Here is a 20,341-nt window from a genome sequence, read left to right on the forward strand (position 1 = left end):
AGCCAATAAACTATAACAGCGTCATGAACTGACATTAATGGGAGGATTGTCGGTGCTATTGGAGTACATACTATCATTTGGCGTCTTGCTGGCGTTGGGCCTTGTTGCCTTCTTTGTGGTGAAGTGGTGGAATCTGCGGATCGTCGGCGTAACGCCGGTTCATCTGTTCACCTTCATCGCGATTCTGTTCACATCCGGGTTGGATGTCGGCCTGATCATGTTTCCGCTGACCGAATTCGGCGGCTATGCCGAAGACCCCGCCTATGCGTTTGCCAACCCACTGGCGATCGAATTCGGGTTCTGGGGCTTTCTGATCTGGGCGTTCTACTTTCTGACCGCGTTCTATTTCTGTGTCATCGAGCCGCGCGTGAAGTTCTTTGAAATCCCGCTGGTCAAGCTGATCAACAATGTGGTCATCATCGGCACCTGCGCTTTCACCGCCAGCCTGTTCCTGATCTACCTGCCCGGCTACCTGCCCGAGGTCGGAGACGGCGAGTCAGTGGTCACCACCTTCTATGTCATCGTGTTTGTCGTCATTCTGGCAGCGGCCTATTCTTCGACCGACCTGAAATACGTGCGTATCCTGTCGGTGGGCTCGACCTTTTTGTTCCTGGCACTGATCCTGGGCATGTGGGTTGCTGCGGGCATGAGCGTGAATGGCTTTGTGGAAACCGGAAGCAATGTTGGTGCCTATTTCACCAACCTGCACAAGTTTGTCCTGCCGCTAACCGATTATCACGCCTTCTACCTGTTCTGGTGGTTTGCCTGGTCGATCATGATCGGCCAGTTCACATCTCGCTTTGTAGGTGGGCTGAAGACCTGGCAGCTACTGGCTGCTCTGCTGATCTTTCCGTCGATACCTTTGGCGATCTGGTTCACCGTTCTCTACTATTACCACCTGAACGGCATCAGCACTGCAGGCATCACCAACATTGCGATGGTGATTGTGGGCGTGACCTTCGTGATCAACTCACTGGATTCGTTGATCAGGCTCTATACGGACAACCTGAACATGACAGTCGCCCGCTTTGGTAAAGCGATCTATGTGGCGGGCAATGTTGTGCTGCTGTTCGTCCTGACCTTGCTGTTCCAAAGCCAGTGGTTGCAGATCCAGTGGATCGGCGCAGTTGTTGTCGGCCTCTATCTGGCCTGTGTGGTTTATATCCTGATCACCAAACGCAAAGAGGTGCTGAGCATAACTGGGATGCCCGAAGACCGTGATCTGGATTTCCACAAGGTCGAGACGGTTCACTGATCAACATCGAGAAAAAGCTAATACGGGCGCCTCGGTGCCCGTATTTTTTTGGCCGCGACTGTGTAAGCAATGCGGAAAGGGTCAAAAAGGCCAAACAAAGCGACACGTGTGAAATCACAAACTTGCAATATCTTTTACTTATGTTGGCTTAGTTCAATCGTCACTCACTGAAGAGCTCTCTTGAGGCTCCATCTTCCTTGGAGTTGATAACATTAATGGTCCCTCAGGCGCGTTTTTCACCAATCGTGGCCACACCCAGAACAGACAGGACCTTGGCCTCGATCTGTTCAGCATTCATACCGGCAACCGCATACATATCCGCCGGGTTTGCCTGATCAATGAAGATATCCGGAAACACCATCGAGCGGTATTTAAGGCCCTGATCAAACACACCCTCATCGGCCAGTAGCTGCGCCACATGGCTGCCGAAACCGCCAATCGCACCCTCTTCGATGGTGATCAGCGCCTCATGATCGGAGGCCAGATTCAGGATCAGGTCGCGGTCCAGCGGTTTGGCGAAACGTGCATCGGCTATGGTAGGGGTTATGCCGCGTGCGGATAGGGCCTCGGCGGCTTTTTGTACTTCGGCCAAGCGCGTACCGAATGACAGCAGTGCCACACGCGCGCCCTTCTGAATTATCCGGCCTTTGCCGATTTTAAGCACTTCACCACGCTCGGGCAGGTCCACGCCCACGCCTTCACCGCGGGGATAGCGGAAGGCGATCGGGCCTTCGTCGTGGGCGACGGCGGTGGCCACCATATGCATCAGCTCGGCCTCGTCTGCGGCGGCCATCACGACCATGCCCGGTAGGTTGGCCAGATAGGCAATGTCAAACGATCCGGCATGGGTCGCCCCATCAGCGCCCACCAGACCAGCGCGGTCGATGGCAAATCGCACGGGCAGGCGCTGAATGGCCACATCATGCACGACCTGATCATAGCCGCGTTGCAGGAAGGTCGAATACATGGTGCAGAACGGCTTCATCCCACCGGCAGCCAAAGCCGCCGAGAACGTCACACCATGCTGTTCCGCAATCGCTACATCGAAACAACGTGACGGGTAGCGTTCGGCAAACAGGTTCAACCCAGTTCCATCGGGCATGGCGGCGGTGACGGCGACGATCTTATCGTCCCGCGCGGCTTCTTCCACCAGCGTCTTGCCGAAGACCGAAGTATAGGACGGTGCGTTTGACGGCGCCTTCTTTTGCTCACCCGTCACAACATCGAATTTCGCGGTCGCGTGACCCTTGTCGCGGGCCTGCTCGGCGGGGGCATAGCCCTTGCCCTTTTTTGTCAACACATGGATCAGGATCGGGCCGGTCGCCCGTGCCTTGACCGTGCGCAGCACCGGCAGCAATTGGTCCATATCGTGCCCGTCAATCGGGCCGAGATAGGAAAAGCCCAGTTCTTCGAACAATGTACCGCCTACGGCCATGCCCTTGAGCATTTCCTTGGCGCGTTTGGCGCCTTCGCGGAACGGTTCCGGCAACAAGGACACCGCGCCCTTGGCGGCGGCCTTCAGATCGTGGAACGGTTCTTCGGCATAGATGCGCGACAGATAACTGGACAGGGCGCCAACCGGCGGTGCGATGCTCATTTCATTGTCGTTGAGGATAACGATCAGGCGCTTTTTCAGGTGGCCCGCATTGTTCATCGCCTCAAACGCCATACCCGCCGACATCGAGCCATCGCCGATTACCGCAATCGCATCGCCTAGGCCTTCAGGTGTGACACCACCCAGATCACGCGCTACGGCAAAGCCAAGGGCCGCACTGATCGAGGTGCTGGAATGCGCCGCGCCAAACGGGTCATAGGGGCTTTCGCTGCGCTTGGTGAACCCGCTCAACCCGCCGGGTTGGCGCAGGGTACGGATCCGGTCGCGCCGCCCGGTCAGGATTTTATGCGGATAGCACTGGTGCCCGACATCCCAGATGATTTTGTCACGCGGCGTATCGAATACCGCATGCAGCGCGGTGGTCAGTTCCACCACGCCCAGACCCGCACCCAGATGCCCGCCGGTGACCGACACGGCCGAGATCGTCTCGGCCCGTAATTCCTGCGCCACCTGATGCAGCTGCGCGTCCGAAAACTGCCGCAGGTCGGCCGGGCGGTTCACAAGATCCAGCAGAGGAGTGTTCGGGCGGTCAGACATATGGCGCGTTCCTGGCTTAGCTGTCCCGGGCAATAACGAAGCGGGCGGCGTCCTTCAAGGTTTCAGCCGACGCGCCATAGCCTTCCAACGCGGCGCAGGCCTGTTCCACCAGCTCCGCGGCACGGGTTCTGGCGGCGTCGAGGCCCAGCAGAGACACAAACGTGGCCTTTCCCGCCTCGGCATCCTTCTGAAGGCGCTTGCCCGCAATTTCGGCGTTACCCTCTATATCCAAGATGTCATCTGCGATTTGAAAAGCAAGACCAAGGGATTGGGCATATTGGCGCAAGGGCGCAAGATCAGCTTGGGCCAGACGCGCGCCGGCGCATGCAGACCACTCGATCAGCGCTCCGGTTTTTCCTGCCTGCAAATGGGTGATTTCTTCCAGCGTCAGCGGAGAGTCTGCCGATTCCGCCGCGATATCCAGCGCCTGGCCCAGCACCATGCCCTGCGCTCCGCTTGCCTGCGCCAGAGACAAGGCCAATTCCGCGCGAATTTCGGCGGGGCCAATTTCGGGACGGGTGCAAAGTTCGAATGCCAGCGTCTGCAACGCGTCGCCTGCCAAAACCGCGATGCCCTCATCCCATTTCACATGAACTGTCGGGCGCCCGCGACGCAAATCGTCGTCATCCATGCAGGGCAGGTCATCATGCACCAGAGAATAGGCGTGCAACGCCTCGATCCCCGTGGCAGGCCAGATCGCCCGCGCTGTATCCACATCATGCAGCCGCGCGCTTTCCAGCACCAAAAACCCGCGCAGACCTTTGCCGCCTTGCGTGGCATAGGCCATCGCCTGTGTCACATCCAGATAGTCCAGCGCGCCCAGAACCAGATCAAAATGACCCTGAATCAGCGTCGCATCCTGCACCAGTCTTTCGCGAAACATTTACTGGCCTTCGACAACCGTCGTCCCGGTCGGTTGACCATCGGCGTCCAAGGTGATCGCGGCCACTTTTTCCTCGGCCCGCTTCAGTTCATCCTCGCAGCGTTTCTTCAGCGCTGCACCCCGTTCATACAAGGCGATGGACTGGTCCAGCGCCACATCTCCACGCTCCAGCTGGCCGACAACGGCCTCAAGCTCTTTCATCGCCTGTTCGAATGTCATCTGGTCAACGGGTGTATCTGTCATCGGGCTGCCTTCATCAACTCTTCCACATGGGCACGGGTGGCCTCGGCCAGCGCTTTCAGATCATACCCGCCCTCCAAAGTCGAGACGATACGTCCCGCGCAATGCTCATCGGCAATCTTGCACAATTCGGCAGTGATCCAGGCGAAATCTTCGGTGGCCCAGTTCAGATTGGCCAGCGGATCATCCTGATGGGCGTCAAACCCGGCAGAGATTATGATCAGCTCGGGTTTGAAGGCGCGCAGTCGCGGGAAAGCCAATGTTTCATAGGCGGCGCGCATCTTGGCGCCGCCGGTTCCGGGGGGCAATGGAATATTCAGGACGTTGTCAAAGGCGCCGGTCTCGTCGGAGCGGCCTGATCCCGGCCACAAGGGCATCTGTTGGCTGGTGATCACCAACGCGCGCGGCTCATCCCAAAGCAAATCCTGCGTGCCATTGCCGTGATGCACATCGAAATCCACCACAGCGACGCGACGCAGACCGTGATGATCCAACGCGTGTTTCACCCCCAATGCGGCGTTGCCGAACAGGCAGAACCCCATGGCGGTTTCATTCTCGGCGTGATGGCCGGGAGGGCGAATGGCACAGAACGCATTTGGGGCTTCTCCGCCCAGCACTAAATCCACGGCTTTTACCACAGCCCCTGCAGCCCTATAGGCCGCATCTACAGATCCCGGCGACATGAATGTATCGCCGTCCACCTGCCGGAATCCCTCTGTCGGGCGACTTTTGCGGATGTCGCGAATATGGCTTTCGGGGTGAATACGCAGCAGGTCGTCATCGGCTGCAAGCGGCGCGGTCACACGATCCAGGTCCAGCCTATCCAGCGCATGAAGGATATGTTCCAGTCGCGCGACTTGTTCCGGATGCCCCTCGGGTGTCACGTGCCCAAGACAATCCGCATGGGTCAAAAGGGCAGTTTTCATCACAATCCCCTGTTCATCTGGTCAAAATACCTTCGCCGAAGGCAAAGAACCGCCACGCAGCGGCTCAATCAATCCGGTGCCAGCATGTACCCGGCCCCGCGCACGGTCTGCAGGTACCGGGGTTGTTTCGGGTCTTGCTCGATCTTGCGTCTCAGCCGTGTGATCTGCACATCCACGGCACGCTCCTGCGCCTGACCCTTATCACGGCCCAGATCCTCGACCAGCTTGGCGCGACTGATAGGGGCGCCGGCTTGGGCCGAGAAAATCTTCATCAGCTGGCTTTCCGTTGCGGTTAGGCGGACCGTTTCTTCTCCCCGCCACATCTCACCGCGCTCAACATCATAGCGGATCGGGCCGAGATGCAGAATCTTGGATGCGGCATCCTGTGCCGGGGTTTCCGGCATCCGGCGCAGGATCGCATTGATCCGCAACAAAAGCTCTTTGGGCTCGAACGGTTTGGCCAGATAATCATCGGCCCCCGCCTCAAGCCCGGCGATACGGTGTTCGGTTTCGCCCCGCGCCGTCAGCAACAGGATCGGGGTGGTGTGGGTCTCGCGCAGGGCTCTGGTCAGGCTGACACCATCTTCGCCGGGCATCATCACATCCAGAACGATCATGTCGAAATCCAGCCCCGACAGCACCCGACGTGCATGGGCCGCATCCCGCGCCGCGGTCACCAGAAACCCGTTTCGCATCAGGAATTTCTTGAGCAGATCGCGAATACGCTCGTCATCGTCAACGATCAACAGATGGGCATCCATATCACTCATGAGGTCGTATCCCGCAATTTGGTATAGGCATGACGCATATCAGCATCCATCATTGCTTCAAGCACTTTGCGAAACCCAGACACCGCTTCTGGGCCTGCGTCCTTATAGGCCGCGCGCATCCGTACGCGCTGGGCCTCGGACAGCCTGGTTTCAAGCGCCCTCCCGGCTTCGGTCAGAAACAGGTGCCGTTCGCGCTTGTCCACTGTACCGACCCTGCTTTCGACCAACCCATCGTCAATCAATGTCCGAAGGACCCGGTTCAGAGACTGTTTCGTCACCCCAAGAATAGCAAGCAGGTTATTGACGGTCGTCCCCGGTGCGCGATTTATAAAGTGGATAGCACGGTGGTGTGCCCGCCCATAGGCCAGCTGTGTCAGAATGCGATCCGGGTCCGCCGTGAACCCGCGATAGGCAAAAAACATCGCCTCGATCCCCTGCCGCAGCTGTTCATCCGTAAGAAACAACAGGCTTTCTCCGCCAAAGGCCTGGGCGGGGCGGGTATCTGACATAGTCTGCCTCATTCGTTACACAGGTCCGAGTTTATGTCAGCGTTGTTGACATTCCAAGAGCGGACAGGTATCGAATCGCAGTTTTTGCGCAACTTTATGTCCACTTCGGACCTATATTGCGCAATAATCGGAATATTCAACCCAGGCAGGGAGGTTTCGCATGGCGGGGTATGATGATCGTGACGGTGTCATCTGGATGGATGGAGAACTTGTGCCCTGGCGCGAGGCGAATGTCCACATTCTGAGCCATGCGATGCACTATGCGTCTTCGGTCTTTGAGGGCGAGCGGGCCTATAACGGCAAAATTTTCAAAAGTCGGGAGCATTCTGAACGGCTGGTCGCCTCGGCCAAGGCGCTGGACATGCCGATGCCCTATACGATCGACCAGATCGAAGCGGCAAAGGAAGGCGCGCTGAAGGCAAGTGGCTTGCAGGACGCCTATGTCCGTGCGCTGGTTTGGCGTGGTTCGGGTGAGGATATGGGCGTGGCCTCGGCCAAGAACCCGGTCCGCATGGCCGTAGCGGTCTGGCCCTGGGGTGCCTATTACGGCGACGCCAAGATGCAGGGCGCCAAGCTGGATATCGCGGAATGGAAGCGGCCCAGCCCTGAAACCATCCCGGTCCATGCCAAGGCGGCCGGGCTTTACATGATATGCACCATTTCCAAGCATAAGGCCGAGGCCAAGGGCTGCTCGGATGCGCTGTTCATGGACTGGCGTGGTTATGTTGCCGAGGCGACCGGGGCGAACGTCTTCTTTGTGATGGACGGCGAAGTTCATACCCCGCTGGCCGATTGCTTTTTGAACGGGATTACCCGCCAGACAGTGATCCAGATGCTAAAAGACAAAGGCATCACGGTGCATGAGCGCCGCATCAAACCCGAAGAGATGGCCGATTTTGAACAATGCTGGCTGACCGGTACTGCGGCCGAGGTCACGCCTGTGGGCCAGATCGGCGACTATACGTTCGAGGTCGGTGACCTCACCCGCGAAATCGCCGCAGATTATGAGGCGCTGGTCCGCGCCTGATCGCAGATTTGAGACAGATAGAGCCCCCGCGATTTCGCTGGGGTTTTTCTTTGCCGTTCATTCGCAATTCATTGCAGATCGTACAGGTAACTGGACGAACGCGTGGCGGGGTGTAGGTTACGGTAATGTTAGACCTTCTCAGCGATATCCTCACCCGTCTGTCCTTGCGCGGGACGTTTTACTTCCGCACTTCTTTTACGCCTCCGTTCGGGATTCAGGTTCCAGCCTTTGAAAACGTCGCCCGGTTTCATTTTGTTCAACGGGGTGAGCTTCATGTTTTCGTCTCTAATACAGCGGGAACTCTGCGTTTGAAGCAGGGTGATCTGATCCTGATTCCCCATGGTACGGCCCATGCGTTGCTGTGCAACGAAGTCAAGCCGTTGGACGCTTTGCCTCTGGAGCAGGTGCTGGAAGATGCGGGTTACACGGGGGATGGGGTTTTGATCTATGGCGGAGAGGACAAAGGTCGTGACACGCAACTGATCTGCGGCCACTTCTCGTTCACCGGCCCTCCGGGTCGACAAGGTACCGGGCATATGTTGCTGGATCGGTTGCCGCCTTACATCCTGATCGAGAATTACGGCGAAGAGGCTGGGGCCTGGTTCGAGTCCACCCTGCGCATGATCGGATCCGAGGTCAGCGGCGCGCGTATCGGTGGCGACCTGATCGCGTTGAAACTGTCCGAAGTGCTGTTCGCGCAGGCCATCCGTGCTTATCTTGAGTATCAAAGCCCAAGTGACTCGGCCCTGGCAGGATTTGCAGATCCGCGAATTTCACGCGCGCTGACCGCGTTTCACCGCGCACCAGCGGAAGAATGGAGCGTTGAGACCCTGGCCCGAGAGGCCGCTATGTCCCGCACGGCCTTTGCCCAGCTCTTTGCTGAAAAGATGGGGGCCACGCCCATGCAATACCTCACCGATTGGCGGATGCAGATTGCCTGTCAGGGATTGGTCGAAAGCCGCTGGAACGTTTCCGATGCGGCGGCCGAGGTGGGGTATGCCTCTGAGGCCGCGTTTTCCCGCGTGTTCAAGAAACAGATCGGTCTGTCACCGGCGGCTTATCGAGCCATGCATTGATCCTCCATCATTCTGAACGATCTGCAAGGTTTCATGGACGATCCAGAATTAAGCGTTCGACCTACTTGTCCTAGTTTGAGATCATCTCAAACTAGGAAAGGAAAATGCAATGTCTCTCCGTTTCGTTACCCGCAATATTCATGCCTATCTCGATTACCCGGTTGCCATCGCTCTGATGGCGCTGCCGTTTGTTCTGGGGTTGGGTCAGTCCAATCCGATGGCCCTGTGGCTGTCGGTTGTGACCGGCATTGCAGCATTTGTCCTGACCGTATTGACCGATCATCATCTGGGGATTTGGAAGGTATTGCCTTATCGCGTCCACCTAGGCGTCGATCTGCTGGTCGGGGTGGTGTTTCTGGCGGCACCCAGCCTGTTTGGGTTTCAGGGTCTGGATGCGATATTCTACTGGCTGAACGGCGCGGCGGTGGTGGCGGTCATCTCGCTCAGCGCGCCAGAGCAAGAGGCGTTTGCTTGAACAGGCACATGCCCTGACGCCTCGATACCTTTGCTTCCCACTCGGAAAACAAAGCCGCCCGTTCAAACAACGGGCGGCTTATCGCGGTGACCTTGATAAAGCGCTCAGAAATCCACGCCGCGCTGAGCTTTGATTCCGGCCTGAAACGGGTGCTTTTCTTCGGTCATCTCAGTGACCAGATCAGCATAGTCACGCAGCGCCTGCGGGGCGTCGCGGCCGGTCAGGAACACGCTGGTCTTGTCGGACCGCGCCTTCAATCCGCCAATCACCTGATCCACCGTCAGATATTCATACCGCAGGGCAATATTGATCTCGTCCAGCACGACCAGATCATACTCACCGCTTTCCATCAGTGCCCGCGCCTTGTCAAAAGCAGCGTTGGCAGCAGCGATATCGCGTTCGCGGTCCTGAGTGTCCCAGGTAAATCCTTCGCCCATCGTGTGCCAGGTGACCAAGTCGCGCTCTTCAAAGAACCGTCGCTCACCGGTTTTCCACTTGCCCTTGATGAACTGTACGACGGCAACTTTCTGACCCCATCCCAGCGCTCGGATCACGACACCAAACGCGGCCGAGGATTTGCCCTTGCCCTTGCCGGTATTGATCAGCACCAGACCACGGCCCGGGTCGACGGCCTCGGACACTTTTTTGCGGTGCTTGGCCTGCACCTGCTGCATCTTTTCTTTGTGATCCTGCGCGTCGCTCATTCGGGCACCTCTGAGATTGTTGGGCCCAAACTAGGGCAAGATTGAAAAAGGTAAAGTCACGCTTTGTGATCGGTCAGGGACCGGGCCTTGCCGCGTTCCAGTCCCAGCTGGTGTTCGCGCCAGATCACGACCACATTGCCCGCTATCACCAGCGTCGCACCCAACAGGATCGCAAGCGTCGGCAGCTCATCAAACCAGATATAGCCGATGAATATGGCAAACAGCATGGTGGTATAGTCATAAGGCGCCAGCATTGAGGCCTGACCAAAGCGATAGGACGAGGTGACCAGAATCTGTGCAACACCGCCGATCAACCCCATTATGATCATAATTAGAGCCTGATTAAGTGTTGGCATGGTCCAACCCCAAAACGCGGTCAGAGCTGAAAGCAGGGTAGCGGTCATCGAGAAATAGAACACGATCGCGGCCGGGTGATCCACCTTGACCAGCTGCCGGATGTGGATCTGAACAAAGGCACGGGCGAGTGTGGCCGCCAGCACGCAAAGCGCCCCGATTGTGGCTGCCATCTCCATCTGGGTGGTGCCCAGCCTTGGCCAAACCATAATCAGCACGCCCAACAATCCCAGCGCGACGGCACCGATGCGGATCATGCGAATGCGCTCGCCCAGAATCAGCGCGGCTAGGATCAGGGTGAAGATCGGCGTGGCATAGCCTATCGCTGTTACCTCGGGGAGTGGCAACAGGCTGAGACCCGTAAAGGTCAAACCCATGGCGCTAGTGCCCAGAACGCCGCGCCAGAAATGACCCATCGGCTTTTTGACCACAAAGCCCTGCGCCAGCTCTCCGCGCCAAAGCAACCAGGCAATGATGACGGGAATGGCGAAGAGCGACCGGAAAAACACCAGTTCGCCGGGCGGGAAATCTTCGGACAGGGCCTTGACCAGTGCAGACATTGAGGTGAACAGAACCAACGCGGCCAGTTTCAGGCCCACTGCAAGCATGGGTCGGTGGGAAGTCAGGGATTGTGCCATTGGCCGAGAACCTGAGCCTTTGACTGCGAAAGATCAACGATTGGATTGTACCAATCAGGCAGATTTCCACGTGTCGGGCAGGGGTTGGCCGATCTCTTCGCTGAACGCCTCAAGAAACCGGATCATCCGTGCCACACGCGCCTGTGCCAATTCGCGCCCGGTGGGCGTCAGCATGTCTGCCGGCAGGCTCAACAGTTTGACCTTCCAGTGATCAATCGAGAATTGCTGATCATTCAGATCGCGGGCAGTGGCAAAAGCATCCTCGGGATCATACAGGTCGCGACCTAGATCACCTGAAACAGCGAAGTTGCGCGCAATGCCGATGGCCCCCAGTGCATCAAGCCGATCTGCATCGCGTAGGATGCGGGCCTCGGGTGTTTCTGGCGGTATCCCGGCCGAGAAACTGTGTGCAGCAATGGCGTGCTGGATGGCGTCGATCTCGGGTCGTGAAAACGTCAATTCCTCCAGAATAGGCACTGACTTGGCAGCAGACCGGCGTGAGGCCAAGTGGCGGTCGGGGTCATCTTTGGGCAGGTTGACCAGGTCATGAAGATAGCTTGCCGCAAGCAGAACCCGGATATCCGCTTGCGTGTCCGCGATGGCCTGTACATTGATCCAAACGCGATCCAGATGCGCCAGATCGTGGGCAGGATCTGTTGTCATGCGCTGCGCGACGATGCCGCGCAGCCGGGCGCGCAGCTCAGCCGATATGGCCACGGTTCTCGCCGATCTGACCCCGGTGCAACAGCAGGTGGTCAAGGATTACGCAGGCCATCATCGCTTCGCCAACCGGAACCGCACGGATGCCGACGCAAGGGTCATGGCGGCCTTTGGTGATGATCTCGGTCTCTTCTCCGGACTTGGTGATCGTTTTGCGCGTGGTCAGAATCGACGAGGTCGGTTTGACCGCAAAGCGTACGACTATATCCTGCCCGGTCGAAATCCCGCCCAGTATGCCGCCTGCGTGGTTCGAGCTGTATTGCGGGCCATTCTGCCCCATGAAAATCTCATCGGCATTGGCCTCGCCGGTCAGTTCAGCGGCGGCCATGCCTTCGCCGATCTCAACACCTTTGACAGCGTTGATCGACATCATCGCTGCGGCCAGATCAGTGTCTAACTTGGCATAAACTGGCGCACCAATCCCGGCAGGGACACCACGCGCGACGACCTCAACCACTGCCCCGACTGAATTGCCGGACTTGCGTAACCCGTCTAAATAGGCGGCCCAATCCTCGGCGGCTGTCGCATCGGGCGTCCAGAATGGGTTCTGTTCAATCTGTGACCAATCGAAATTCGTGCGGTCGATCTTATGCGGGCCGATCTGGGTCATGTACCCGGTGATCTGCACATTCGGCGCGATCTGCTTGATCGCTTCGCGGGCCAGGCCCCCGGCGGCAACGCGCGAGGCGGTTTCGCGCGCCGAGCTGCGGCCACCGCCGCGATAATCGCGGATACCGTATTTTTGCCAATAGGTGATATCAGCATGGCCCGGGCGGAACTTTTCCATGATATCGCCGTAGTCTTTTGACCGCTGATCGGTGTTCTCGATCATCAGCTGGACCGGAGTTCCGGTCGTCTGCCCTTCGAACACGCCGGACAGGATTTTCACCTGATCGGGCTCGCGCCGCTGGGTGGTGTATTTATTCTGTCCTGGTTTGCGCTTGTCCAGCCAGTGCTGGATCACCTCTGCGTCGATGGTCACCCCCGGCGGGCAGCCATCAACAGTGGCACCCAAGGCGGGCCCGTGGCTTTCACCCCAAGTGGTGACGCGGAAAAGATGGCCAAAGCTGTTCATCGACATAAGGCGTGCTCCTTCTGAGCATCGTGATTAGCGGGCAAGGCCCGTAGCCTCAAGCGGATTTGCGGTTGGGGGCCAGCACCCCAACTCTTTCCGGTCAGGCCGCCGAGGACAGCTGCGTCCGCATGGCGGTGATTTTCAACGCCGCCTGTGCCGCCTCGCGCCCCTTATCCACGAAATGCGCGCGGTAGATGGTATTGTGGTGGTCCGTCTCTTGATACTGGTGCGGCGTCAGCGAAACAGACAGAACCGGAACGCAGGTATCCAGACCTGCGCGCATCAGCCCATCGACCACAGCTTGCGCTACGAAATCATGCCGGTAGATGCCGCCATCCACCACAAAGGCCGCGCAGGTAACAGCTGCATAGCGCCCAGTCTGGGCAAGATCGCGGGCCAGCAGGGGCATTTCGAACGCGCCTGGAACGTCGAACACGTCCACCTGATCGGCGGGTATCAATTCCAGAAACCCGTCGAGTGCACGGTCGACAATATCGGCATGCCAACTGGCCTTAACAAACGCATAGCGGGTGTGTGTCATCAAGATCTCCTTCCGGTTTGGTGGTCTGCTGGCGGTTGCGAAAACCGGTTCCCACTTTTCGCTGCCAGCACGACATGACACGTCACCCAAGGCGATCACGAGCAGGCGCGCGGGGTTACCGGCACACTGCACGTTCTCTTTCATCCGGACTGTAACCGTCGGCTCTGGCCTCTCACCAGATCTGCTGACACCCCGAAAAGGGGCCGCTCGCGGGCTTACGGGTCATCGCCCGCATACCGCCGGTGGGGAATTCCGCCCCGCCCTGAGAACGAGGCGCACCTTGCCAATAGGTGCGCTGTTCTGCAAGAGCTTTTGCAGGAGGACCGCCATGCACCCCAATCCCGCCTTCCGCGCCGAGGATCGTGACCGTCATATTGCTTTTGCGCGCGAGCGCGCATTTGGTGTTTTGGCTTTGTCAGCGGACCAGGGGCCTTTGCTTAGCCATGTGCCGTTTCTGTTGTCAGAAGATGGCGCAGAAGCCTCGCTGCATCTGGTGCGGTCCAATCCGATCGTCCGGGCATTGAACGAACCGCGCACGGTTCGAATCGCTGTATCGGGGCCTGACGGATATATCTCGCCCGACTGGTACGGGATTGAGGATCAGGTACCCACTTGGAACTATGTGGCGGTGCACCTGACCGGAACGCTTTCGCTTCTTCCGCAGGACGCGTTGCGCGATTTACTCGATCGTCAGTCGGATTTTTATGAGCGCCGGTTGAACCCCAAGCCACCCTGGAGCGCCAGCAAGATGAGCGCGGAGGCTCTGGACAAGATGATGCGCATGATTGTGCCCTGCAAGTTGCAGGTAGATGACATTCAGGGCACCTGGAAGCTGAACCAGAACAAGCCGGACGATGTCCGTCTAGCCGCCGCAGATCATGTGGCGGTAGACGGGTTCGGAAGCGAGACCACTCACCTCGCCGCGCTCATGCGGTCTAGGTGAGCGGACGGGCTGGTCAGTTGCTGAAGGTCGCCAGATAAGCGGCGACATCCTCAGCCCCTTTTTTCAGTTTGACGCTCATGTTCGGACGGGCGGTTTCGTCATCCAGATAATCCCTCAGGAAAACAATCGGGTCCTGCGAATATTCGACGATGTTTTCCTGTGTCCAGACCAGCCCTTCCTGGCCAGCACGGATCATGTCATCGGTGTACATCCCGATTGGTAGGCGTTCGCTTCCGTTCAGGTAATCGGTTTCTGTTCCGGCCACCCGGCCTACGACCCCATAGAGATTCGGCCCGGTGATGCCGCCTTTGACCAGAACTTTTCCATCTTTGATAATTGCATGGCACGAAGAGCACCGATTGTAGAGGCTTTCCCCCTTTGCCGGATCGCCGGCGGCGATGGATTGCGATGAAAGGGTCAGGGCGAAGGTTAGAGTGGCTGTAAAAAGCTTTGGCATGGAAAAATCCCGTTAAGGTTGGTCCTGTTACAGGCCCTTGGGACATTCCAGCCAAATGTGCAATCGAATTGAGACTCGTCTAGTGTGTTGAAAAATATCTATTTTTAACTCATTATTTTAGCCAAGGTAGATTCAATCGAAGTGGATTTTTGCGTGGCAAAATCAGGTCAGAATTTTGCAGATCTTCGCCGGTCAACAGTCTCCGGTTCTGTGTTGTGAGGGTGTTTTCGTTGCCTGGTTGCCATCCGAATCACTCCCTGAACCACCCGCGCGGCAGGGCAAACTTTCACGGGTAATCCGGCCCATCCCTTGAAAAAAACGCCTTTCGTTGTGACATGAATGCCAAGATGGGGCGTAGTGCGCGCCTATGACCGCTGGACGAACCGATTTCTCCCGGATAGATAGCCGCGATGAGACGCCGCTTTGATGCGGTGCTGATGCATGTTTGCCCGGTATTGCCGGGCGCCGGAATCGGAGAAAACCTCGTGTCCCACGCAGAAGACCACGAAGGCACCCGCAGAGATTTCCTCTACTACGTCGCAGGCGGCGCAGGTGTCGTTGCGACGGGTGCAGCCGTATGGCCCCTGATCAACCAAATGAACCCCTCGGCAGACGTTCAGGCGCTGTCCTCGATCCGCGTGGATGTGAGCGGTGTCGAGCCCGGAACCCAGCTGACCGTCAAATGGCTGGGCAAACCCGTGTTCATCCGTCACCGCACCGGTGTCGAAATCGACGAAGCGCAGAAGCAGGACGCCGATGGCGTGGATGCCCTGCCTGACCCGCTGGCCCGTAACTTCAATCTGAATGCTGATGCACCGGCCACGGATGCAAACCGCGTGATGCCGTCGCCGGAAGGCGAAGCCGCAGGTGCCTGGATCGTCCAGATGGGCGTCTGTACTCACCTCGGTTGTGTCCCGCTGGGCGATGCTGGTGACTTTGGCGGCTGGTTCTGCCCTTGCCACGGCTCGCATTACGATATGGCTGGCCGTATCCGCAAAGGTCCCGCACCTGAAAACCTGCCCGTTCCGCCCGCTGAGTGGACGGACGCCAGCACCATCAAACTCGGCTAAGGGAGACCCAGATGTCCGGAATTCCCCACGATCATTACGAGCCGAAGACAAGTGGCGAGAAGTGGCTGAACAGCCGCCTGCCCATCGTCGGCCTGATCTATGACACCCTGATGATCCCAACCCCCAAGAACCTGAACTGGTGGTGGATCTGGGGCATCGTCCTGGCGTTTTGCCTGGTCCTGCAAATTGTCACCGGTATCGTTCTGGTGATGCACTACACTCCGCATGTTGATCTGGCCTTTGCTAGCATCGAGCACATCATGCGCAACGTGAATGGCGGCTATATGCTGCGGTATCTGCACATGAACGGCGCATCGCTGTTCTTTGTCGCGGTATACATCCACATCTTCCGCGGCCTGTTCTATGGCTCGTACAAAGCCCCGCGCGAGGTTACGTGGATCATTGGGATGCTGATCTATCTCTGTATGATGGGCACTGCCTTTATGGGCTATGTTCTGCCCTGGGGTCAGATGTCCTTCTGGGGTGCGACCGTGATCACCGGCCTGTTTGGTGCGATCCCGTTTGTGGGTGACGCGATCCAGACTTGGCTGCTGGGCGGACCGGCTGTGGACAACGCCACGCTGAACCGCTTCTTCTCGCTGCACTACCTGCTGCCCTTTGTAATTGCGGCGCTAGTCATCGTGCATGTCTGGGCTTTCCACACCACCGGCAACAACAACCCGACAGGTGTTGAGGTTCGCCGCGGTTCGAAAGCCGAGGCTGAGAAAGACACGCTGCCCTTCTGGCCTTACTTCGTGATCAAGGACCTGTTCGCACTGGCGGTCATCCTTGTTGTGTTCTGGGCAATCGTTGGTTTCATGCCGAACTATCTGGGCCACCCGGATAACTACATCGAAGCCAACCCGCTGGTAACACCGGCACATATCGTGCCCGAATGGTACTTCTTGCCGTTCTACGCGATCCTGCGTGCCTTTACCGGCGAGGTCTGGGTTGTTCAATTCGCCAGCTTCATCACCGGCGGCATCATTGACGCCAAGTTTTTTGGTGTTCTGGCGATGTTTGGTGCGATCCTGGCTATGGCTCTGGCGCCATGGCTGGACACGTCAACCGTACGTTCGGGTAAATACCGGCCGATGTTCAAATGGTGGTTCTACCTGCTGATCGTCGACTTCTTTGCCCTGATGTGGCTGGGTGCGATGCCCGCAGAAGAGCCCTATGCGACCTTCTCGTTAATCGCATCGGCCTACTGGTTCGGCTATTTCTTCGTGATCCTGCCGGTTCTGGGTGTCATCGAAAAACCCGATGCACAGCCGGAAACCATCGAAGAAGACTTCAACGCGCATTATGGCAAGGCTGACGCCGATGCCACGCCGGCCGAGTAAGAAGAGGGACCGGAAACATGTTCAAGAAACTTGCAATCGGTGCCGCGTTTGCTATCGCACTTGCTCCTGTCGCGTCTAACGCGGCAGGCGGAGGCGAACAGCATATCGAGGACTTCCAATTCTCATTCGAAGGCCCGTTCGGAACCTGGGATCAACACCAGTTGCAGCGCGGCCTGCAGATTTACACCGAGGTTTGCGCGGCCTGTCACGGCCTGCGCTATGTGCCTCTGCGTGACCTCGAAGCGCTGGGCTATTCGGAAGACGAAGTCACCGCCTATGCGGCGGGCAACTTCGAAGTGTTCGACCCCGAGCTGGACGATTTCCGCCCGGCTAAACCCGTTGACCATTTCCCCGCCAATGATGGCGTTGGCGCACCCGACCTGAGCCTGATGGCCAAGGCGCGCGCTGGTTTCCACGGCCCTTACGGTCTGGGGATCAACCAGCTGGTCAACGGCATGGGCGGCCCGGAATACATCGCCTCGTTGCTGGATGGTTATACCGGCCACGAAAAGGAAGAAGCGGGAACGGTTCTGTACGAAAACACCGCCTTCCCCGGTGGTTGGATTTCGATGGCGCCCCCGCTGTCGGATGAGCAGGTCGAGTTTGCCGATGGCCACGCAAATGACGTCGAGCATATGTCGGAAGACGTTGCAGCCTTCCTGATGTGGACGGCTGAACCGAAGATGATGGAGCGTAAGTATTCGGGCTTTGTCGGTGTTGTCTTCCTGACGCTTCTGTCGGTCCTGCTGTACCTAGTCAACAAGCGTCTGTGGGCAGGCGTTAAAGGCAAGAAGAAACACTAAGCGGTTTTCAGACAAGTTAGAAACCCCCGCGCCTTTGGTTGCGGGGGTTTTTTGTTGCTTGGGGGTGGAAGGGGCCAGCCCCTTCTTGGCCTGCGGCCAATTCATCCCCGAGGTATTTTTAGCCAGATGAAGAGGCGGATCAGGCGCTGAGCTGCGTATCCGAGCAGCCGGTGATCGTCGCGGTCACGATCTGCCCTTCGGATTGAGGGGTTTGGAACGTAACTTCGGTAAACTGCGCGGTCCGGCCCATATGCGGGTTTTCCATCAGGATGTGATGTACCTTACCAACTTGGGCGGTCAGGTGCTTGCCAATCTGCACCTCGCCAGCGGCGCGCAGACGGGCGGCGCGGGTTTTGATGACATTGCCGTTGACCTGCTGCGGAATGCGGGCGGCGGGTGTACCTTCGCGTTTGGAGTAGGGGAAGACATGCAGCCATGTCAGATCGCAATCGGCAACCAGCCTTAGCGAGTTTTCGAAATGGGCCTCGGTCTCGGTCGGGAAACCGGCGATGATGTCAGCGCCAAAGGTCATCTCGGGGCGCAGCTTGCGGGCCTCTTGGGTAAAGCGGATCGCATCGTCACGCAAATGGCGGCGTTTCATCCGCTTCAGGATCAGATCGTCGCCATGCTGCAGCGACAGATGCAAGTGAGGCATCAGGCGGGGTTCTGTGGCAATGGCCTGCATCAGGTTTTCATCGACCTCGATCGAATCGATCGAGCTGATCCGCAGGCGCAGCAAATCAGGCACTAGTTTGAGGATGCGCATAACCAGATCACCCAGCTTTGGCTGGGCAGGCAGGTCAGCCCCCCATGAGGTCAGGTCGACGCCGGTCAGAACGACCTCATTATAGCCCTTATCGACCAGACGCTTGATCTGGTCCACAACAACGCCCGCGGGGACGCTGCGCGAATTACCGCGGCCATATGGGATGATGCAGAAGGTACAGCGGTGGTCACAGCCATTCTGAACCTGTACATAGGCGCGGGACCGAGTGCCAAACCCGTCGATCAGGTGGCCAGCGGTTTCGGTAACCGACATGATGTCATCAACCTGGACGGCCTCGGTTTCACCAATGAAATCCGCCGCCATACCTTTCCAGGTTTCGGGTCGCATCTTTTCAGTGTTGCCAATGACGGCATCGACCTCTTCCATCTGGGAAAAGGTCTGCGGTTCTGTCTGCGCAGCGCAGCCGGTCACAATCAGCCGGGCATTCGGGTTTTCGCGGCGCAGTTTGCGGATTTCCTGCCGGGCCTTGCGCACGGCTTCGGCGGTCACGGCGCAGGTGTTCACCACCACCGCATCGGTCAGACCGGCTTGTTGCGACAGCTCTTTCATCGCCTCGGTCTCATAGGCGTTCAGGCGGCAGCCCAGCGTGGTGAATTTGGGCGGGTTCATCCCAGCGACCTCAGGAATTCCGGCGTCAGCAGGCCTGAGAAGACATGGGCGGTAGGGCCGGTCATCCAGACGCCATCGTTGCGCCAATCAATCCAAATCGTGCCGCCGTCCAGCTCGATCTGAACCTTGCGTCCGGTCAGGCCGCGCCGGGCTGCGGCCACGGCCGTTGCGCAGGACGAAGAGCCAGAGGCCAGGGTGATACCAACGCCCCGTTCCCATACGCGCATGCGGATATGATCCGGACCGATCAGCTGTGCCACTTGTACATTGGTCCGTTCTGGATAGAGCGGATGATATTCATACCGAGCGCCGAACTCTGCCAGTGGAATCGCCTCGGCATTGTCGACAAAGAAGGTGCAATGCGGGTTTCCCATGCCGGTGGCGGTTGGGGCGCCTTCGATCGGCAGTTCCAAGGTGTCCACGTCTTCGGTCAATGGAATCTCGTGCCAGTTCAGCTGCGGCAGTCCCATATTAACCGAAGTCAGCCCGTCCCCCGCATCGCTTGCATAGAGCGTTCCCCGTTCGGTGGTGAGCGTCAGGGTCTGTTTGCCGGTTTCCTCCATCAGAAACCGCGCGATACAGCGGGTGGCATTGCCACAGGTGGCCGAGGTCGAGCCATCGGCGTTGTAGAACACCAGATGGGCATCTGATGCGCCGTTTTCGATGACGGCGAGCTGATCAAAGCCGACCCCAAATTGCCGATGCCCAATGGCTTGAGCCAAGGCTGGTGTCACCCCGACCTCATGCGCGCGCGCATCCACAATGACAAAGTCATTGCCCAGCCCATGCATCTTCATAAAGGGCAATCCGGTGTTCTGAATTCCTTGCATGGCGGGCATATAACGTTGCTGTGGATGGGAATCCACCCTGTGGCGCAGATTCGTGAAAAAAGGGGTTGACCCCCTTGCGCCACCTGCCTAAGTAGGCCGCCTATCGGGACGCCGTTTCGAAAGAAACTACAGGCGTAACGAGGTGTGAAATAAG

Annotated in this window: 22 protein-coding genes and 1 riboswitch; of the genes, 8 read left to right on the forward strand and 14 right to left on the reverse strand. The window is 58.1% G+C overall.

Annotation, left to right across the window (positions count from 1 at the left end):
- Window positions 1-58: 58 nt before the first annotated feature.
- Window positions 59-1,255 carry a BCCT family transporter gene (locus AC2FIZ_RS18120; RefSeq protein WP_282022337.1) on the forward strand — a complete coding sequence of 399 codons (1,197 nt, stop codon included), beginning with the start codon at window positions 59-61 and terminating at the stop codon, window positions 1,253-1,255.
- Between the two features lie 223 nt (window positions 1,256-1,478).
- Here the strand turns inward: AC2FIZ_RS18120 and dxs are convergent, their stop codons facing one another.
- The 6 genes from dxs to AC2FIZ_RS18150 form a co-directional block, all read right to left on the reverse strand.
- Window positions 1,479-3,407, reverse strand: coding sequence for a 1-deoxy-D-xylulose-5-phosphate synthase (gene dxs / locus AC2FIZ_RS18125; RefSeq protein WP_142640262.1), 1,929 nt, complete (start codon window positions 3,405-3,407; stop codon window positions 1,479-1,481).
- Between the two features lie 16 nt (window positions 3,408-3,423).
- Window positions 3,424-4,290, reverse strand: a complete 867-nt coding sequence (locus AC2FIZ_RS18130) for a polyprenyl synthetase family protein (protein WP_281973714.1) — start codon at window positions 4,288-4,290, stop codon at window positions 3,424-3,426.
- Complete coding sequence (locus tag AC2FIZ_RS18135) at window positions 4,291-4,533, reverse strand: exodeoxyribonuclease VII small subunit (protein ID WP_142640258.1); 243 nt, start codon at window positions 4,531-4,533, stop codon at window positions 4,291-4,293.
- A complete protein-coding gene (locus tag AC2FIZ_RS18140; RefSeq protein WP_281973713.1) occupies window positions 4,530-5,456 on the reverse strand; it encodes a histone deacetylase family protein in 927 nt (308 codons plus the stop codon). The genes AC2FIZ_RS18135 and AC2FIZ_RS18140 overlap by 4 nt, the downstream gene beginning before the upstream one ends.
- Before the next feature lie 68 nt (window positions 5,457-5,524).
- Window positions 5,525-6,226 carry a response regulator gene (locus AC2FIZ_RS18145; RefSeq protein ID WP_281973712.1) on the reverse strand — a complete coding sequence of 234 codons (702 nt, stop codon included), beginning with the start codon at window positions 6,224-6,226 and terminating at the stop codon, window positions 5,525-5,527.
- On the reverse strand, window positions 6,223-6,735 hold the full coding sequence (locus tag AC2FIZ_RS18150) for a MarR family winged helix-turn-helix transcriptional regulator (protein ID WP_142640252.1): 513 nt from the start codon (window positions 6,733-6,735) through the stop codon (window positions 6,223-6,225). The genes AC2FIZ_RS18145 and AC2FIZ_RS18150 overlap by 4 nt, the downstream gene beginning before the upstream one ends.
- A 160-nt stretch (window positions 6,736-6,895) precedes the next feature.
- Here AC2FIZ_RS18150 and AC2FIZ_RS18155 point away from each other — a divergent pair, with 160 nt between their 5' ends.
- The 3 genes from AC2FIZ_RS18155 to AC2FIZ_RS18165 all read left to right on the forward strand — a co-directional run bounded on the left by AC2FIZ_RS18155 (window position 6,896) and on the right by AC2FIZ_RS18165 (window position 9,313).
- Window positions 6,896-7,762, forward strand: a complete 867-nt coding sequence (locus tag AC2FIZ_RS18155; protein WP_281973711.1) for a branched-chain amino acid aminotransferase — start codon at window positions 6,896-6,898, stop codon at window positions 7,760-7,762.
- Between the two features lie 125 nt (window positions 7,763-7,887).
- The gene (locus AC2FIZ_RS18160) at window positions 7,888-8,838 is read left to right on the forward strand and encodes an AraC family transcriptional regulator (protein WP_281973710.1); all 951 of its coding nucleotides are present in this window, start codon (window positions 7,888-7,890) and stop codon (window positions 8,836-8,838) included.
- 109 nt (window positions 8,839-8,947) lie between these two features.
- The gene (locus tag AC2FIZ_RS18165) at window positions 8,948-9,313 is read left to right on the forward strand and encodes an SPW repeat domain-containing protein (protein WP_142640246.1); all 366 of its coding nucleotides are present in this window, start codon (window positions 8,948-8,950) and stop codon (window positions 9,311-9,313) included.
- A gap of 104 nt (window positions 9,314-9,417) precedes the next feature.
- On the opposite strand, the gene cobO is transcribed toward AC2FIZ_RS18165, so the two are convergent.
- From cobO to AC2FIZ_RS18190, 5 genes are all read right to left on the reverse strand, one after another.
- A complete protein-coding gene (gene cobO, locus AC2FIZ_RS18170) occupies window positions 9,418-10,017 on the reverse strand; it encodes a cob(I)yrinic acid a,c-diamide adenosyltransferase (RefSeq protein WP_281973708.1) in 600 nt (199 codons plus the stop codon).
- A gap of 56 nt (window positions 10,018-10,073) precedes the next feature.
- Window positions 10,074-11,009, reverse strand: coding sequence for a DMT family transporter (locus AC2FIZ_RS18175; protein ID WP_142640242.1), 936 nt, complete (start codon window positions 11,007-11,009; stop codon window positions 10,074-10,076).
- 54 nt (window positions 11,010-11,063) lie between these two features.
- Window positions 11,064-11,726: an HD domain-containing protein gene (locus AC2FIZ_RS18180; RefSeq protein ID WP_281973707.1), complete on the reverse strand. Its 663-nt coding sequence runs from the start codon at window positions 11,724-11,726 to the stop codon at window positions 11,064-11,066.
- Window positions 11,710-12,810 carry a chorismate synthase gene (gene aroC, locus AC2FIZ_RS18185; protein ID WP_271951712.1) on the reverse strand — a complete coding sequence of 367 codons (1,101 nt, stop codon included), beginning with the start codon at window positions 12,808-12,810 and terminating at the stop codon, window positions 11,710-11,712. Before aroC ends, AC2FIZ_RS18180 begins: the two co-directional genes overlap by 17 nt.
- A 94-nt stretch (window positions 12,811-12,904) precedes the next feature.
- Window positions 12,905-13,345: a 6,7-dimethyl-8-ribityllumazine synthase gene (locus tag AC2FIZ_RS18190; protein WP_281973706.1), complete on the reverse strand. Its 441-nt coding sequence runs from the start codon at window positions 13,343-13,345 to the stop codon at window positions 12,905-12,907.
- A gap of 128 nt (window positions 13,346-13,473) precedes the next feature.
- Window positions 13,474-13,619: riboswitch (FMN riboswitch) on the reverse strand.
- 54 nt (window positions 13,620-13,673) lie between these two features.
- Between AC2FIZ_RS18190 and AC2FIZ_RS18195 the strand changes: the two genes are divergently transcribed.
- Window positions 13,674-14,288 (forward strand): FMN-binding negative transcriptional regulator, encoded by a 615-nt coding sequence (locus tag AC2FIZ_RS18195; protein WP_271951721.1) that lies wholly within the window; start codon window positions 13,674-13,676, stop codon window positions 14,286-14,288.
- A gap of 13 nt (window positions 14,289-14,301) precedes the next feature.
- On the opposite strand, the gene AC2FIZ_RS18200 is transcribed toward AC2FIZ_RS18195, so the two are convergent.
- Entirely contained in the window at window positions 14,302-14,745 is a 444-nt protein-coding gene (locus AC2FIZ_RS18200) for a c-type cytochrome (RefSeq protein WP_142640232.1), read from the reverse strand.
- Window positions 14,746-15,230: 485 nt separating this feature from the next.
- On the opposite strand from AC2FIZ_RS18200, the gene petA reads away from it, so the two are divergent.
- Genes petA through AC2FIZ_RS18215 form a run of 3 tightly spaced genes read left to right on the forward strand, consistent with a single transcriptional unit; the run spans window position 15,231 to window position 17,961 of the window.
- Window positions 15,231-15,815, forward strand: a complete 585-nt coding sequence (gene petA, locus AC2FIZ_RS18205) for a ubiquinol-cytochrome c reductase iron-sulfur subunit (protein ID WP_142640296.1) — start codon at window positions 15,231-15,233, stop codon at window positions 15,813-15,815.
- A gap of 11 nt (window positions 15,816-15,826) precedes the next feature.
- Window positions 15,827-17,158, forward strand: coding sequence for a cytochrome b (petB, locus tag AC2FIZ_RS18210; protein ID WP_142640230.1), 1,332 nt, complete (start codon window positions 15,827-15,829; stop codon window positions 17,156-17,158).
- 17 nt (window positions 17,159-17,175) lie between these two features.
- Entirely contained in the window at window positions 17,176-17,961 is a 786-nt protein-coding gene (locus AC2FIZ_RS18215; protein ID WP_142640228.1) for a cytochrome c1, read from the forward strand.
- Window positions 17,962-18,100: 139 nt separating this feature from the next.
- Here the strand turns inward: AC2FIZ_RS18215 and mtaB are convergent, their stop codons facing one another.
- Window positions 18,101-19,357, reverse strand: coding sequence for a tRNA (N(6)-L-threonylcarbamoyladenosine(37)-C(2))-methylthiotransferase MtaB (mtaB, locus tag AC2FIZ_RS18220; RefSeq protein WP_281995951.1), 1,257 nt, complete (start codon window positions 19,355-19,357; stop codon window positions 18,101-18,103).
- Window positions 19,354-20,196, reverse strand: coding sequence for a diaminopimelate epimerase (gene dapF, locus AC2FIZ_RS18225; protein ID WP_282022318.1), 843 nt, complete (start codon window positions 20,194-20,196; stop codon window positions 19,354-19,356). The genes mtaB and dapF overlap by 4 nt, the downstream gene beginning before the upstream one ends.
- Between the last annotated feature and the right edge of the window lie 145 nt (window positions 20,197-20,341).

Source organism: Ruegeria sp. CDSB022, from assembly GCF_059611145.1.

Bases quoted from the DNA above. Each gene is read 5' to 3' on its own strand.
- AC2FIZ_RS18175 (WP_142640242.1), bottom strand. From the start codon at position 11,009: ATGGCACAATCCCTGACTTCCCACCGACCCATGCTTGCAGTGGGCCTG.
- AC2FIZ_RS18145 (WP_281973712.1), bottom strand. From the start codon at position 6,226: ATGAGTGATATGGATGCCCATCTGTTGATCGTTGACGATGACGAGCGT.
- dxs (WP_142640262.1), bottom strand. From the start codon at position 3,407: ATGTCTGACCGCCCGAACACTCCTCTGCTGGATCTTGTGAACCGCCCG.
- AC2FIZ_RS18200 (WP_142640232.1), bottom strand. From the start codon at position 14,745: ATGCCAAAGCTTTTTACAGCCACTCTAACCTTCGCCCTGACCCTTTCA.
- AC2FIZ_RS18130 (WP_281973714.1), bottom strand. From the start codon at position 4,290: ATGTTTCGCGAAAGACTGGTGCAGGATGCGACGCTGATTCAGGGTCAT.
- AC2FIZ_RS18215 (WP_142640228.1), top strand. From the start codon at position 17,176: ATGTTCAAGAAACTTGCAATCGGTGCCGCGTTTGCTATCGCACTTGCT.
- mtaB (WP_281995951.1), bottom strand. From the start codon at position 19,357: ATGAACCCGCCCAAATTCACCACGCTGGGCTGCCGCCTGAACGCCTAT.
- cobO (WP_281973708.1), bottom strand. From the start codon at position 10,017: ATGAGCGACGCGCAGGATCACAAAGAAAAGATGCAGCAGGTGCAGGCC.
- dapF (WP_282022318.1), bottom strand. From the start codon at position 20,196: ATGCCCGCCATGCAAGGAATTCAGAACACCGGATTGCCCTTTATGAAG.
- AC2FIZ_RS18195 (WP_271951721.1), top strand. From the start codon at position 13,674: ATGCACCCCAATCCCGCCTTCCGCGCCGAGGATCGTGACCGTCATATT.
- AC2FIZ_RS18150 (WP_142640252.1), bottom strand. From the start codon at position 6,735: ATGTCAGATACCCGCCCCGCCCAGGCCTTTGGCGGAGAAAGCCTGTTG.
- AC2FIZ_RS18190 (WP_281973706.1), bottom strand. From the start codon at position 13,345: ATGACACACACCCGCTATGCGTTTGTTAAGGCCAGTTGGCATGCCGAT.
- AC2FIZ_RS18140 (WP_281973713.1), bottom strand. From the start codon at position 5,456: ATGAAAACTGCCCTTTTGACCCATGCGGATTGTCTTGGGCACGTGACA.
- AC2FIZ_RS18165 (WP_142640246.1), top strand. From the start codon at position 8,948: ATGTCTCTCCGTTTCGTTACCCGCAATATTCATGCCTATCTCGATTAC.
- AC2FIZ_RS18155 (WP_281973711.1), top strand. From the start codon at position 6,896: ATGGCGGGGTATGATGATCGTGACGGTGTCATCTGGATGGATGGAGAA.
- AC2FIZ_RS18135 (WP_142640258.1), bottom strand. From the start codon at position 4,533: ATGACAGATACACCCGTTGACCAGATGACATTCGAACAGGCGATGAAA.
- AC2FIZ_RS18160 (WP_281973710.1), top strand. From the start codon at position 7,888: ATGTTAGACCTTCTCAGCGATATCCTCACCCGTCTGTCCTTGCGCGGG.
- aroC (WP_271951712.1), bottom strand. From the start codon at position 12,810: ATGTCGATGAACAGCTTTGGCCATCTTTTCCGCGTCACCACTTGGGGT.
- petB (WP_142640230.1), top strand. From the start codon at position 15,827: ATGTCCGGAATTCCCCACGATCATTACGAGCCGAAGACAAGTGGCGAG.